The 14,848-nt window shown below is 60.8% G+C and carries 12 protein-coding genes and 1 pseudogene; 7 read left to right on the plus strand and 6 right to left on the minus strand.

Going from position 1 to position 14,848, the window contains the following annotated elements:
• Positions 1 to 248: 248 nt before the first annotated feature.
• From INT39_RS08660 to ahcY, 3 genes and pseudogenes are all read right to left on the minus strand, one after another.
• Positions 249 to 1,388 (minus strand): annotated as a pseudogene (locus INT39_RS08660) (DEAD/DEAH box helicase); the annotation flags it as partial.
• 293 nt (positions 1,389 to 1,681) lie between these two features.
• Positions 1,682 to 2,521: a methylenetetrahydrofolate reductase [NAD(P)H] gene (metF, locus tag INT39_RS08665; protein ID WP_193073515.1), complete on the minus strand. Its 840-nt coding sequence runs from the start codon at positions 2,519 to 2,521 to the stop codon at positions 1,682 to 1,684.
• Between the two features lie 118 nt (positions 2,522 to 2,639).
• Positions 2,640 to 4,046 (minus strand): adenosylhomocysteinase, encoded by a 1,407-nt coding sequence (gene ahcY / locus INT39_RS08670; RefSeq protein ID WP_193073516.1) that lies wholly within the window; start codon positions 4,044 to 4,046, stop codon positions 2,640 to 2,642.
• Between the two features lie 72 nt (positions 4,047 to 4,118).
• On the opposite strand from ahcY, the gene INT39_RS08675 reads away from it, so the two are divergent.
• Complete coding sequence (locus INT39_RS08675) at positions 4,119 to 4,580, plus strand: c-type cytochrome (protein WP_193073517.1); 462 nt, start codon at positions 4,119 to 4,121, stop codon at positions 4,578 to 4,580.
• A 30-nt stretch (positions 4,581 to 4,610) separates the two neighbouring features.
• On the opposite strand, the gene metK is transcribed toward INT39_RS08675, so the two are convergent.
• Positions 4,611 to 5,801, minus strand: a complete 1,191-nt coding sequence (metK, locus tag INT39_RS08680; protein ID WP_193073777.1) for a methionine adenosyltransferase — start codon at positions 5,799 to 5,801, stop codon at positions 4,611 to 4,613.
• A gap of 60 nt (positions 5,802 to 5,861) precedes the next feature.
• Complete coding sequence (locus INT39_RS08685; RefSeq protein WP_193073518.1) at positions 5,862 to 6,851, minus strand: ArsR/SmtB family transcription factor; 990 nt, start codon at positions 6,849 to 6,851, stop codon at positions 5,862 to 5,864.
• A gap of 229 nt (positions 6,852 to 7,080) precedes the next feature.
• On the opposite strand from INT39_RS08685, the gene tkt reads away from it, so the two are divergent.
• From tkt to INT39_RS08715, 6 genes are all read left to right on the plus strand, one after another.
• On the plus strand, positions 7,081 to 9,081 hold the full coding sequence (gene tkt, locus INT39_RS08690) for a transketolase (RefSeq protein ID WP_193073519.1): 2,001 nt from the start codon (positions 7,081 to 7,083) through the stop codon (positions 9,079 to 9,081).
• Positions 9,082 to 9,083: 2 nt separating this feature from the next.
• Complete coding sequence (gene epd, locus INT39_RS08695) at positions 9,084 to 10,127, plus strand: erythrose-4-phosphate dehydrogenase (protein ID WP_193073520.1); 1,044 nt, start codon at positions 9,084 to 9,086, stop codon at positions 10,125 to 10,127.
• 48 nt (positions 10,128 to 10,175) lie between these two features.
• Positions 10,176 to 11,336 (plus strand): phosphoglycerate kinase, encoded by a 1,161-nt coding sequence (locus INT39_RS08700; RefSeq protein ID WP_193073521.1) that lies wholly within the window; start codon positions 10,176 to 10,178, stop codon positions 11,334 to 11,336.
• Positions 11,337 to 11,480: 144 nt separating this feature from the next.
• Positions 11,481 to 12,545 carry a class II fructose-bisphosphate aldolase gene (fba, locus tag INT39_RS08705; protein WP_193073522.1) on the plus strand — a complete coding sequence of 355 codons (1,065 nt, stop codon included), beginning with the start codon at positions 11,481 to 11,483 and terminating at the stop codon, positions 12,543 to 12,545.
• Between the two features lie 54 nt (positions 12,546 to 12,599).
• Complete coding sequence (locus tag INT39_RS08710) at positions 12,600 to 12,875, plus strand: hypothetical protein (protein WP_193073523.1); 276 nt, start codon at positions 12,600 to 12,602, stop codon at positions 12,873 to 12,875.
• A gap of 3 nt (positions 12,876 to 12,878) precedes the next feature.
• A complete protein-coding gene (locus INT39_RS08715) occupies positions 12,879 to 13,352 on the plus strand; it encodes a hypothetical protein (protein WP_193073524.1) in 474 nt (157 codons plus the stop codon).
• Positions 13,353 to 13,413: 61 nt separating this feature from the next.
• On the opposite strand, the gene dbpA is transcribed toward INT39_RS08715, so the two are convergent.
• On the minus strand, positions 13,414 to 14,793 hold the full coding sequence (gene dbpA, locus INT39_RS08720) for an ATP-dependent RNA helicase DbpA (protein ID WP_193073525.1): 1,380 nt from the start codon (positions 14,791 to 14,793) through the stop codon (positions 13,414 to 13,416).
• Positions 14,794 to 14,848 lie beyond the last annotated feature (55 nt).

The following is a 14,848-nucleotide window of genomic DNA, read 5'->3' on the forward strand; positions in this document are numbered from 1 at the left end:
TCAGGTATTGCCTTGTTGCCTTGGGCCTGCAGGCGACGCTCGCGGGCCACTGCATCGTCCGGCTCGCTGACTACCGGCCGTGCGCGCTGCGGAGTGCGTGGCTTGCTGGTGCTGCTGCGTGGCTTGTCGTTGCGACCCTGGCCGCCGCGAGGTTGGCCGCCGGCAGGGCGCTGACCACGACCGTTGGCAGGAGCGCCGCGTGGGCGTTCCGGACGGTCGCTGTTGAGTTCGGCCTGTGCCGGCGGGACGAAGCCCTGCAGGTCGCCTTCTTCGAACTTCTGACGGGTCATGCGCTCAATGGCCTTGAGCAATTTTTCTTCATCGGGGCTGACCAGCGATACTGCTTCGCCGCTGCGACCGGCACGGCCGGTACGCCCAATGCGGTGTACATAGTCTTCCGACACGTTCGGCAGCTCGAAGTTGACCACGTGCGGCAGCTGGTCGATATCCAGGCCGCGAGCGGCGATATCGGTGGCGACCAGCACGCGGATCTTGTTGGCCTTGAAGTCGGCCAACGCTTTGGTGCGGGCGCTCTGGCTCTTGTTGCCATGAATCGCTGCGGCCGGCAGACCGTTTTTGTCCAGATATTCAGCCAGACGGTTGGCGCCATGCTTGGTACGGGTGAACACCAGCACCTGTTCCCAGGCGCCGACGGTGATCAGGTGCGCTACCAGCGCACGCTTGTGACCGGCCGGAACACGGTACACACGCTGCTCGATACGCTCGACTGTGGTGTTCAGCGGCGTGACCTGAATACGTGCTGGATTGTGCAGCATGCGGTTGGTCAGCTCGGTGATTTCCGCCGAAAAAGTGGCGGAAAACAGCAGGTTCTGACGTTTGGCCGGCAGCTTGGCGATGACTTTCTTCACATCGTGAATAAAGCCCATGTCAAGCATGCGGTCAGCTTCGTCCAGCACCAGAAACTCGACCTTGGACAGATCAATGGCACGCTGACCGACCAGATCCAGCAGTCGACCAGGGCAGGCGACGAGAATGTCGAGGCCCGGGGCGATGGCTTTCATCTGCGGGTTGGCGCCGACGCCGCCGAAGATACAGGTGCTGTGCAGCTGCAGCTCGGTGGCATAGGAGCGGATGTTGTCATGCACCTGGGCCGCCAGTTCGCGGGTCGGTGTCAACACCAGTGCACGGACCTGACGCGGAACACGCTTGTAGTCCGCGGCACGCTGGCCGTTGGGGAACAGCAATTCGAGGATCGGCAATGCGAAGCCAGCAGTCTTGCCGGTACCGGTTTGTGCAGCAACCATGAGGTCGCGACCTTCCAGTACGGCCGGGATGGCTTGAGTCTGGACAGGTGTAGGAGTGGTATAACCAGTGGCAGCCACGGCGCGCACCAGCGCGTCGGACAGGCCGAGAGAAGCAAAGGACATTCAGATAACCCTGTGATGGCCGTTTGCGAACAAGGACTGTCCGTGCGGCCGAAAAAAGAAGAGGCTGGATTGTAACAGAAATCGACCGGCCTCGCAGAAAAAGCTTTCTGGGCGGGCCGGTATGGCTGCCCCATGGAACCCTTCATCCCACTTCCAGAGGCGTCTCTTTCTTGTGGGAGCGGCCTTGGCCGCGAACAGGTGCCGCCTGGCTGAAAAGCTTCGCGGACAAGCCCGCTCCCACAGAGTATGCTCCCGAGAGTGCATTTCCACCGGCCTGCGACCGCGCCCCCGACTTACAGGTTGCGCAATATCGACAGACTCGGTTGCGCCTGATTCAAGGTGTAGAAGTGCAGGCTGGGTGCGCCGCCGGCCAGCAGCCGCTCGCACATCTGGCTGATTACCTCGGTGCCAAAGGCGCTGATGCTGGCGGTGTCATCACCGTAGGACTCCAGCTGCTTACGGATCCAGCGCGGGATTTCCGCGCCGCAGGCATCGGAAAAGCGCGACAGGCTGGTGTAGTTGGTGATCGGCATGATGCCCGGCACGACCGGGATGTCCACGCCAGCCTTGCGGACCCGGTCGACAAAGTGGAAATAGCAGTCGGCGTTGAAGAAATACTGGGTAATCGCACTGTCAGCGCCCGACTGGGCCTTGCGTACGAAGTGCTCCAGGTCCGCCTCGAAATTGCGCGCCTGCGGGTGCGCTTCGGGATAGGCGGCAACCTCGATGATGAAGTGATCGCCGGTTTCAGCGCGGATGAATTCCACCAGCTCGTTGGCATAGCGCAGTTCGCCGGAGGCGCGGCCCATACCCGAAGGCAGGTCGCCGCGCAGGGCAACGATCCGGCGAATGCCGGCGTCGCGGTATTCATTGAGCAGCTGGCGCAGGTCTTCCTTGCTGTCGCCCACGCAGGACAGATGCGGCGCAGTGGGGATTTTCACCTGCTGGTCCAGCTGCAACACGGTATTGATGGTGCGGTCGCGGGTGGAGCCACCGGCGCCGTAGGTCACCGAGAAGAACTCGGGCTGCTGTTCGGCCAGAACATGGGCCGCAGCGATCAGCTTCTCGTGACCAGCCTCGGTCTTGGTCGGAAAGAACTCGAAGCTGACAGGAATATCTTTATTGGTAGTCATGACTCATCTCTGCTTTCAAGCTGGGGTTGTCGAGCGCTCGCTCGACGACAGGCTTCAACCCCCGGAGCAGGCGTAGCGCAAGTGCGCCACGCCTCCCAGGCGCACAAGCTGCAAGCCCTCAGTAGCGGTAAGTATCCGGCTTGAACGGGCCGTTGACCGGTACGCCGATGTAGTCGGCCTGGGTCTGGGTCAGTTGGGTAATAACACCACCAAAGCCCTTGACCATCTCCAGCGCGACTTCCTCGTCCAGCTCCTTGGGCAGCACTTCCACGCGCAGCAGTTCGGCCTTGGCAGCGGCATCCAGGCTGGCATATGCCTGCTTGAACAGGTGAATCTGTGCCAGCACCTGGTTGGCAAAGGAGCCATCCATGATGCGGCTGGGGTGACCGGTAGCGTTGCCCAGGTTGACCAGACGGCCTTCGGCCAGCAGGATCAGGTAGTCATCGTTGGCCGGATCAAAGTTGTCCTTGCCGGTGCGGTGGATCTTGTGCACCTGCGGTTTGACCTCTTCCCAGTGCCAGTTTTCACGGGTGTAAGCGGTGTCGATCTCGTTGTCGAAGTGACCGATGTTGCACACCAGGGCACGCTTCTTCAGTGCCTTGAGCATGTTGGCATCGCAGACGTTGACGTTACCGGTGGTGGTGACGATCAGATCGATGTTGCCAAGCAGCTCGCGGTTGATACTGGCTTCAGTGCCATCGTTGATGCCGTTGATGTACGGCGAGGTCACTTCGAAGCCGTCCATGCAGGCCTGCATGGCGCAGATCGGATCGGCTTCAGCCACACGTACAATCATGCCTTCCTGACGCAGGGACTGGGCTGAGCCCTTGCCCACGTCACCGTAGCCGATAACCAGCGCCTTCTTGCCGGACAGCAGGTGGTCGGTGGCCCGCTTGATGGCATCGTTCAGACTATGGCGGCAGCCGTACTTGTTGTCGTTCTTGCTCTTGGTGACCGAGTCGTTGACGTTGATCGCCGGTACCTTGAGCGTGCCTTTTTTCAGCATGTCGAGCAGGCGGTGCACACCGGTGGTGGTTTCTTCGGTGACGCCATGCACCTTGTCCAGCACCTGGGGGAATTTGTCGTGCAGGATCAGTGTCAGGTCACCGCCGTCGTCCAGTACCATGTTGGCATCCCAGGGCTGGCCATCCTTGAGGATGGTCTGCTCGATGCACCATTCGTATTCTTCCTCGGTTTCACCCTTCCAGGCGAACACCGGGACGCCGGCAGCGGCAATGGCGGCGGCGGCGTGGTCCTGGGTGGAGAAGATGTTGCATGAGGACCAGCGCACTTCGGCGCCCAGTTCGACCAGCGTCTCGATCAGCACGGCGGTCTGGATGGTCATGTGGATGCAGCCCAGGATGCGAGCGCCCTTGAGCGGCTGCTCGGCCTTGTACTTGCGACGCATGGCCATCAGTGCCGGCATTTCGGATTCGGCGATGATGATCTCACGACGGCCGTAATCGGCCAGGCTGATGTCAGCCACCTTGTAGTCGGCGAAATGGCCTTGGATAACTGCGCTCATAACTTTCTCCAATCAGTTTCAGGTATCAGACGCGTTAAGATAGCGCCCTCAATGTTCCAAAGGGATGTAACGATGTTTGCTGTTCCAAACCCCAAAATTCTATTGTTCGCCGCGCTCGGCTTGACCTTGGTCGGCTGCAGCAGCGAGGTCGATCCGAACTCACCTGAAGGCAAGCGTCAGGCGGCTTTCAAACTCTTTCTCAGCCACAGCGAGCCGATGGGCGGCATGCTGCGTGAGCGCCTGCCGTTCGACGGTGAGGCCTTTGCCGGCCATGCGCAGGCTCTGGCCGACTCCGTTGAAGCGCCTTGGGCGCATTTCCCTGAACCTGGTCAAACGCAGCAGAAGACTGCCGCTTTGCCCGAGGTCTGGTCTGATCCCCAGGGCTTCGCCCAGGCCATTGATCAATACCGCAGTGCGGTAGCTGATCTGGTTGTGGTCACCGAGCAAGGCGTTGAATCTCCCGCTCAGGTCACGGATGCTTTCACTGCGGTGCAGCAGAGCTGCAAAGGCTGCCACGACGACTTCCGGCGCTGACGCTGAAACCCGTTCGCGGCTGCCAGGCCGTCAGATGCCAGCTTCTGCGCGTAGCGCTTCAGCTCGATCGGTCTTCTCCCACGGGAAGGCGGTAAAGGTTTCACCCTTGACCGTCATCTCGAACGGGTTGCGACCGAAGTGACCGTAGGCGGCGGTGGCGCGGTACATCGGGTGCAGCAGGTCGAGCATGCGAGTGATCGCATAGGGCCGCAGGTCGAAGTGCTCGCGTACCAGCTTGACGATCTTGTCATCACTGATCTTGCCGGTGCCGAAGGTGTTGATCGATACCGAGGTCGGCTGGGCCACGCCGATGGCATAGGACACCTGAATCTCGCAACGCTCGGCCAGCCCGGCGGCGACAATGTTCTTGGCCACGTAACGGCCGGCATAGGCAGCGCTGCGGTCGACCTTGGACGGATCCTTCCCGGAGAAGGCGCCGCCGCCGTGGCGGGCCATGCCGCCGTAGGTGTCGACGATGATCTTGCGCCCGGTCAGGCCGCAGTCGCCCACGGGTCCGCCGATGACGAACTTGCCGGTCGGGTTGATGTGGTACTGGGTGTCGGCGTGCAGCAGCTCGGCCGGGATCACCGGCTTGATGATGATTTCCATCACCGCCTCACGCAGGTCCGCCTGGGAAATCTCCGGATTGTGCTGGGTCGACAGCACTATGGCGTCGATGCCGACGACCTTGCCGTTGTCATAGCGGCAGGTGACCTGCGACTTGGCGTCCGGGCGCAGCCAGTTCAATGTGCCGTTCTTGCGCACTTCCGCCTGGCGCTCGACCAGGCGGTGAGCGAAGGTGATGGGGGCGGGCATCAGCACGTCGGTCTCGTTGCTGGCATAGCCGAACATCAGGCCCTGGTCGCCGGCGCCCTGATCTTCCGGGTTCTGGCGGTCGACGCCCTGGGCGATATCAGGGGATTGCTTGCCGATGATATTGATCACGCCACAGGTGTCGGCATCGTAGCCGACCTCGGAGGAGGTGTACCCCACGTCCTTGATCACGCCGCGCACCAGGTCTTCGAGATCGACCCAGGCACTGGTGGTGATTTCGCCGCCGACGATGGCAACCCCGGTCTTCACCATGGTTTCGCAGGCCACGCGGGCATATTTATCCTCGCAGAGAATGGCATCCAGCACCGCGTCGGAAATCTGGTCAGCCAGCTTGTCCGGATGGCCTTCGGAGACCGATTCGGAAGTGAAGATCGAGTAGTCGCTCATAGTCATAGCCCTTTCGTTAACAGGGGTCGGCCACCGTGCAAACAGCACTTTGTGCGTGTATTACCGGTCGTCCTTGGTAAATTGTTGAAGCTGAATCTGAAAACCGTTGCGCAGCCCCATATACAGGCTGCCGCCGACGACCAATCCGGCGTTCTCGGCCCAGCGGGCCAGGTCGTCCTTGTCAAAGCCCAGCCAGAGATCGCCGCAGGTATCCCGGACCCAGCTCTGGTCATGACTGCACAACTCGGTCAGTACCAGGCTGCCGCCGGGTTTGAGCAGATCAGCAAAACGCTTCAGCGCCTCGGCCGGAGCCGGCATATGGTGCAGCACCATGTTGCATATCAGGCAGTCGGCAGCGGGCAGCTCCAATGGCTGCAAGGCATCGGCCAGCAGGCAATCCACATTGCTCAGGCCTGCCTCGGCGCATTGCTGCTGAGCCCTTTCCAGCATAGCCGGTGCGTTATCCAGTGCCAGTACCCGGTCGAAACGACAGGCCAGATCCGGCAGAAAACCGCCCTCGCCGGGGCCGACTTCGATGGCCAGACCGTTGGCGGGTAACGCCAGGCTGTCGATCAGGCTCAGCAAGGGGTCGCGATACAGGCCGAAATGGGCAATCAGGTCCTGCTGGGCTGGCGTGCCGTCGGCAAAGCGGGCGAAGAACTGCTGGGAAATCTCGCCGCGCTGCGCATGCACGACAGCGATTGCCTGGCTCAGCTGCGGGGCGGAGGGCAGTGTATCCAGCCCCTGCAACAGCGGTTCGTGCAAATGCTGGCAGGGGCCGCTGGCGTCCGGCAGGCTGCGCCGATAGAAAATCGAATTGCCTTCACGTCGGGTGCTGACCAGTCCGGCATTGGCCAACACCTTGAGGTGATGGCTCATGCCGGACTGGCGGGTATCGAAGATCTGCGCCAGCTCCAGTACGCCGAACGAATCATTGCGCAACACCCGCAGGATATCCAGCCGCAGCACATCACTGGCGGCCTTGCAGAAGGCTGCCAGTTGTTCGGTGGCGGTGGGTGCGGCAGGCACGAGACGGACTGGATCATTCATGGCGAAGCAGTCTAGTGAAGTGTCCGGTTTATCGCAATATCTATATCAAAATATTTTGATATAGAAGTGATTGTGCTTCCGCTCGTCACGTAATTGTGGCCTTCGCACAACGCATTCGGGGTTTTCATTGCCCGTTGCGGCGGTTTGGGCGAAAATGCCATCCTTTATTTACGGTGCACCGGCTTTGAGCCGTTTCGCCCTCTGCCTTGCCAAATCACAGGAGTTGTTCATGCCCAGTCGTCGTGACCGAGCCAATGCCATACGTGCCCTCAGCATGGATGCCGTGCAGAAAGCCAACAGTGGTCATCCGGGTGCGCCCATGGGTATGGCGGATATCGCCGAGGTGCTGTGGCGCGATTTCATGAAACACAACCCGGCTAACCCTGCATGGGCTGACCGCGATCGTTTCGTGTTGTCCAACGGTCATGGCTCCATGCTCATCTATTCGCTGCTGCACTTGACCGGCTATGACCTGTCGATCGACGATCTGAAGAGTTTCCGTCAGCTGCACAGCAAGACCCCGGGGCATCCAGAGCTGGGTTATACGCCGGGTGTGGAAACCACCACGGGGCCGCTGGGACAGGGGCTTGCCAATGCGGTCGGCTTCGCTCTGGCGGAAAAGATCATGGCGGCCCAGTTCAACAAGCCCGGCCACAATGTCGTCGATCACGACACCTATGTGTTCCTCGGCGATGGCTGCATGATGGAAGGCATCTCCCACGAAGTCTGTTCGCTGGCCGGCACGCTGGGGCTGAACAAGCTGACCGCCTTCTATGACGACAACGGCATTTCCATCGATGGCGAAGTCCATGGTTGGTTCACCGACGATACCCCGCGCCGCTTCGAGTCCTACGGCTGGCAGGTGATTCGCAATGTCGACGGCCACGACGCCGACGAGATCAAGACCGCCATTGAAACCGCCCGCAAGAGCGACAAGCCGACGTTGATCTGCTGCAAGACCATCATCGGCTTCGGTTCGCCGAACAGGCAGGGCAAGGAGTCTTCCCATGGCGCCGCCCTGGGTGATGCAGAAATTGCCCTGACCCGTGAAGCGCTGGGCTGGAAGCATGGTCCGTTCGAGATTCCCGCCGACATCTATGCCGAGTGGGATGCAAAAGACGCTGGCAGCAAGGCCGAGCAGCAGTGGAATGAGACATTCGCCGCCTATCAGGCTGAATTCCCCGAACTGGCTGCCGAGTTCACCCGGCGCATGGCTGGTGAACTGCCGGCTGACTTCGACGAGAAGGCCTCGGCCTACATCCGCGAAGTGGCAGAGAAGGGTGAGAACATTGCCAGCCGCAAGGCCAGCCAGAACTGCCTGAACGCCTTCGGCCCGATGCTGCCGGAGCTGTTGGGTGGCTCGGCCGACCTGGCCGGTTCCAACCTGACCCTGTGGGACGGCTGCAAGCCGGTGGTGCAGGAAGATGCCTCGGGCAACTACATGTACTACGGCGTGCGTGAGTTCGGCATGGCCGCAATCATGAACGGCGTGGCGCTGCACGGCGGCCTGGTGCCCTACGGTGCCACCTTCCTGATGTTCATGGAATATGCGCGCAACGCGGTACGCATGTCGGCGCTGATGCGTCAGCGGGTCATCTATGTATTCACCCACGACTCCATCGGTCTGGGCGAAGACGGCCCGACTCACCAGCCGGTCGAACAGCTGACCAGCCTGCGCACCACGCCGAATCTGGATACCTGGCGCCCGGCCGATACCGTCGAATCGGCGGTGGCCTGGAAGCATGCGCTGCAGCGCAACGATGGCCCCAGTGCATTGATCTTCTCGCGCCAGAACCTACCGTGTCATATCCGCGACCATGAAACCGAGGCGTCCATCGCTCGTGGTGGTTACGTGCTCAAGGGCTGTGAAGGCGAGCCGGAACTGATTCTGATCGCCACCGGCTCGGAAGTCGGGCTGGCCATGCAGGTCTGGGAAAAGCTCAACGAACAGGGTCGCCGGGTGCGCGTGGTGTCCATGCCTTGTACCAGCGTATTCGACCAGCAGGACGCCGAATACCGTCAGGCGGTGCTGCCGCTGGAAGTCGGCGCGCGTATCGCCATCGAGGCCGCTCACGCAGACTATTGGTACAAGTACGTGGGTCTGGACGGCCGTGTCATCGGCATGCACAGCTACGGTGAATCAGCCCCGGCAGGGCAGTTGTTCGAGGAGTTCGGCTTTACCGTCGACAACATCCTGCAGGTAGCTGACGAACTGCTCGAAGACGAGTGAGCATGTCTCGCGATCGTCCTTATCGCATCGCCCTGAACGGTTATGGCCGGATCGGACGTTGCGTGCTGCGTGCCCTGCATGAGCGCGGCGGCAATGCCATGCAGATCGTCGCATTGAACGACCTGGCCGATCAGGCCAGCGTCGAGTACCTGACTCGCTTCGACTCGACCCATGGCCGGTTCCCCGGTGAAGTGCGGGTCGATGGTGATTGCCTGCATATCAACGGGCAATGCGTGCAGGTGCTGTGCGCACCGCAGCCAGAGGATATCGATTGGGCGGCGCTGGATATCGATCTGTTGCTCGAGTGTTCGGGGCAGTACACCAGTCGTGCCGATGGCGAGCGCTTTCTGCAGGCAGGTGCACCTCGGGTACTGTTTTCCCAGCCAATGGCCAGTGCCGAGTCGGTGGATGACACGCTGGTCTATGGCGTCAATCATCTGCAGTTGGATGCTCGGCATCGCCTGGTATCCAATGCTTCATGCACCACCAATGCCAGTGTGCCGGTGCTGGATATTCTGAATCGCCAGTTGGGATTGGAGCAGGTATCCATTACCACCATCCATTCGGCGATGAACGATCAGCCGGTGATAGATGCTTATCACCATAGCGATCTGCGGCGTACCCGTTCGGCATTTCAGTCGGTGATTCCGGTTTCCACAGGACTGGCACGGGGTATCGAACGGCTGCTGCCGGAGCTGACCGGCCGCGTGCAGGCCAAGGCCATGCGCGTGCCGACGGTCAACGTCTCAGCGCTGGACATCACCCTGCAGACCTCGCGCGATACCAGCGCTGAGGAAGTGAACCGTCTGCTTAAATCTGCGTCTGAGTCTGCGTATCGCGGATTGCTCGACTATACCGAGCTGCAGCACGCCAGTTGTGATTTCAACCACGACCCGCATTCAGCCATTGTCGACGGCAGTCAGACCCGGGCGGCAGGTCCGCGGCTGGTCAATCTGCTGGTGTGGTTCGACAACGAATGGGGTTTTGCCAATCGCATGCTGGATGTGGCGGATTACTGGTTGCAAAGGGCGAACCGCGATAGCTGAATTGCAGCATGCTGCCTTACGTTTATCCATATCGACAAGGAACAGGAAATGACCGTATTGACCATGAGTGAGCTGGATCTCAAAGGCCAACGGGTATTGATTCGTGAAGACCTGAACGTGCCGGTCAAGGACGGCCAGGTGAAAAGTGACGCACGTATTCTGGCGTCCCTGCCCACCATCAAGCTGGCACTGGAGAAAGGTGCCGCCGTAATGATCTGTTCGCACCTGGGGCGTCCGGAAGAGGGCGTATTCAGCGAAGAGAACAGTCTGGCCCCGGTGGCCGATTATCTGAGCAAGGCGCTGGGCCGCGAGGTTCCGCTGGTACGTGATTACCTGAGTGGTGTTGAGATAGAGGCGGGCCAGGTTGTACTGCTGGAGAACGTGCGCTTCAATCCGGGCGAGAAGAAGAACACCGATGAATTGGCCAGGCAGTACGCCGCGCTGTGCGACGTGTTCGTCATGGACGCCTTCGGTACCGCTCACCGCGCCCAGGGTTCCACCCACGGCGTCGCCAAGTTCGCCAAGGTTGCCTGTGCCGGCCCGCTGCTTGCAGCTGAGCTGGATGCACTGGCCAAGGCGCTGGACAAGCCGGCCCAGCCGATGGCGGCTATTGTCGCCGGCTCGAAAGTGTCCACCAAACTGGATGTACTCAATGCCCTGTCGGAAAAATGCGACCAGTTGATCGTGGGCGGCGGCATTGCCAACACCTTCCTGGCCGCTGCCGGGTTGCCGGTAGGCAAGTCGCTGTATGAGCCTGATCTGGTGGATACCGCCAAAGCCATTGCTGCCAAGGTCAGCGTACCTTTGCCGGTGGATGTGGTGGTGGCCAAGGCCTTCGCCGAGGATGCTGAAGCGACCGTCAAGCTGGTAGCCGACGTGGCCGAGGACGATATGATTCTGGATATCGGCCCGCAGACTGCAGCGCAGTTTGCCGAGCTGCTGAAATCCTCCGGGACTATCCTGTGGAACGGCCCGGTTGGCGTATTCGAGTTCGATCAGTTCGGCGAAGGGACCAAAACCCTGGCGCTGGCGATTGCCGAGAGCGATGCCTTTTCCATTGCCGGTGGTGGTGACACGCTGGCGGCGATCGACAAGTATGGCGTAGCTGAACGTATTTCCTATATTTCCACTGGTGGTGGTGCGTTCCTTGAGTTCGTTGAAGGCAAGGTATTGCCGGCAGTCGAGATTCTGCAGCAGAGAACGCGCTGAGCGCCCAGTGACCGGGGGGGCGAGCGATTGCTCGGGCCTCACTAATTGAAGTCAAAAGGGTAAGCTGTCAGCCTGCATCGACAGCTTGCCGCCTGAAGCTTGCAACGTGCCGCTTCAACAGATACTACTTACGGAGAGAACATCATGGCCCTGATCAGTATGCGCCAAATGCTGGACCACGCCGCCGAGCACGGCTACGGCGTCCCCGCCTTCAACGTCAACAACCTGGAACAGATGCGTGCCATCATGGAAGCGGCCGACAAGACCGACTCTCCGGTGATCGTGCAGGCGTCAGCCGGCGCTCGGAAATATGCCGGTGCGCCTTTCCTGCGGCACCTGATCCTCGCCGCTATCGAGGAATTCCCACATATTCCGGTGTGCATGCATCAGGATCACGGTACCAGCCCGGCAATCTGTCAGCGCTCGATCCAGTTGGGCTTTTCCTCGGTGATGATGGACGGCTCGCTGGGCGAGGATGGCAAGACGCCGACCAGCTACGAATATAACGTCGATGTTACCCGTCGCACTGTCGAAATGGCTCATGCCTGCGGCGTATCCGTGGAAGGCGAGTTGGGTTGTCTGGGTAGCCTGGAAACCGGACAAGCCGGCGAGGAAGACGGCGTAGGTGCCGAGGGCACACTGGATCTCGAGCAGATGCTGACTGATCCCGAAGAAGCCGCCGACTTCGTCAAACAGACCAAGGTCGATGCGCTGGCTATTGCCATCGGCACCAGCCATGGCGCCTACAAGTTCACCAAACCGCCGACAGGCGATATTCTGGCGATCGACCGGATCAAGGCGATTCACGCGCGTATCCCCAATACCCATCTGGTGATGCACGGCTCGTCCTCGGTACCGCAGGAATGGCTGGCGATCATCAACGAGTACGGTGGCGACATCAAGGAAACCTACGGTGTGCCGGTTGAGGAAATCGTTGAAGGTATCAAGTACGGCGTGCGCAAGGTGAACATCGATACCGACCTGCGTCTGGCCTCCACCGGCGCCATGCGTCGCCACATGGCGCTGCATCCGAGCGAGTTCGACCCGCGCAAGTTCTTCACCGAAACGGTCAAGGCCATGCGTGATATCTGTATCGCTCGTTACGAAGCTTTCGGCACTGCCGGGCATGCATCGAGCATCAAGCCGATCAACCTGGAAAGCATGTTCCAGCGTTACGAAAGCGGCGAGTTGGATCCCAAAATCAACTGATCTGTAACGGCGCCGGACATGCTGTTCGGCGCCCCTTTTTCGCGAGTCCGAGACATGCATCCATCCGATGACACAGCTGACGAGGCTTTCGCCCATGAAAAGCTGGTCGAAGCGGTAGAAAACCAGCTGGCTGCAGGCGAGCCCGCGGCGGCCCAGGCTACGCTGAACAAACTGACCCTGGTTGGTTACGGGCGTGAGGATATTCTGGGCCTGATGGCTCAGGTATTGGCCTATCACATCAATCTGATGCTGGAACAGGACACGCCTTTCGACATAGAGGCTTATGAGCAGGCTCTGCGCAATCTGCCGGACCTGCCTGACAAGGAATAGACAATGTCGCTGGTTGCTACGCTGCGAATCATCGCTTTTTATCTGCTGGCCGTCCTGGTGGCGACCTTTCTCGGTTGTCTGGTGCAGACCCAGATCCATCTGGCCGCGTTGCAGCAGCTGGAGGTGCCGGCCAGTGTTACCGCTCGACTCGCCAATACCTGGCCGGATTTGCTGAGCTTTGCGCAATTATTCCTGAGCATGGTGGCAGTGACACTGGCGGTGTTTTTGCCGGTAGCCGAGGGTCTGTCGCGGATATTCCGTCCGTGGCGTTGGCTACTGTTTGCTCTGGCGGGTGCGGGTGGTATCTGGCTGGCCTTCAAGGCCATGGGTCAGTTTCTGCCAGCCTACAGCTTTCCTGCAGCAACGCTGGACATGCCAGGCTTGCTGGCCATCATGGCCGCGGTTGGCGTCGGCAGCTGGCTGTTCGGCCGCCTGACGCGTCCCCGGGGTAAACGCGGATTGCGCGTGCTGGGCTGACGCGGTTATCGCACCACGGCGAGTCGGGCTTGCAGCCTGAGGCGCCGCGGTGCGATCTCTCTTACAACAACCGCACCTTGAATCTGCGTCCCTTGATCTTGCCTTCTTCCAGTCGCTCCAGCGCCGTATTGGCCAGATCCCAGCGCACTGCTACCAACGCCTGAAAATCACTGATGCTGATCTTGCCGATGGCATCGCCGGGCAAGCCTGCTTCGCCGGTGAGGGCGCCGAGCAAATCGCCGGGGCGGACTTTGTCTTTGCGGCCGCCGGATACCGCCAGCGTGCGCATCGGTGGCAGCAACGGCTTGTCGAGGCGGTCGGGCAGTGTATCCAGATCCTGCCAGGGCAGTGGCTGACCCAGCAGCTGCTCAATACTGCGTGCGCGTCCGTGCTCGGAGGGCGCCACCAGACTCAGGGCCAGGCCAGGCTGTCCGGCGCGACCGCTGCGACCGATGCGGTGCGTATGCACGGCCGGGTCGGGTGACAGTTCTGCGTTGATCACCGCGGCGACGCCTTCCACATCGATGCCGCGTGCGGCGACATCGGTGGCCACAAGCACGCTGCAGCTCTGGTTGGCGAACATGGCCAGTACCTGATCGCGCTCGCGCTGCTCCATATCACCATGCAATGCCTGAGCGCTCACCCCATTGCCGGCCAACAGTTGCTGCAGCTGCTGACATTGCTGACGGGTATGACAGAAGACGATGCAGGGCTGTGGGCGTTCGGCGGCCAACAGTCGCAATACGGCGTTCATTCTGTCGTCGGCAGCGACTTCATAGAAGCGCTGGGTGATCGGGTTGACCGGCTCGGTCTCGGTGATGATCACCTGCTGCGGCTCGCGCAGAAAGCGGCCGGCGAGCTGCTCGATACCCGGCGGATAGGTGGCGGAAAACAGCAGCGTCTGCCGCCGCTCGGGTGTATGGGCAATGATTTCGCTGATGCTGTCATGGAAGCCCATGTCCAGCATGCGATCAGCCTCATCCAGCACCAGGCAGTTGAGCTTATCCAGACTCAGAGTGCCGCGCTCCAGGTGGTCCTTGACCCGACCCGGTGTACCGACGATGACGTGAGCGCCCTGTTCCAGAGAGGCAGCCTGTGGACCAAAGGGCGTGCCACCGCACAGGGTGATGATCTTGATATTGGGGATGCCGCGGGCCAGTGCACGCAGCGCCGTGGCAGTCTGCCCGGCCAGTTCGCGCGTCGGGCTGAGTACCAGTGCCTGACAGCCGAAAAAGGCCGGATTGAGGGGAGTCAGCAAGCCAATACCGAAGGCGGCCGTCTTGCCGCTGCCGGTCCGTGAGCGCGCAATCAGATCCTGCCCGGCGAGAATGATCGGCAAGGCAGCTGCCTGCACAGGTGTCATGCTCTGATAACCCAGATGCTCGATGGTACTCAGCAGGGAAGGGGGCAATGGAAGAGAGGAGAAAGGGCTTGTACTCACGGTGGTGACCTGCAGATGGTAGGCAGCACAGTGTAACAGAAGCCGCGCCGTGCCC

Source organism: Pseudomonas sp. FME51, assembly GCF_014897305.1.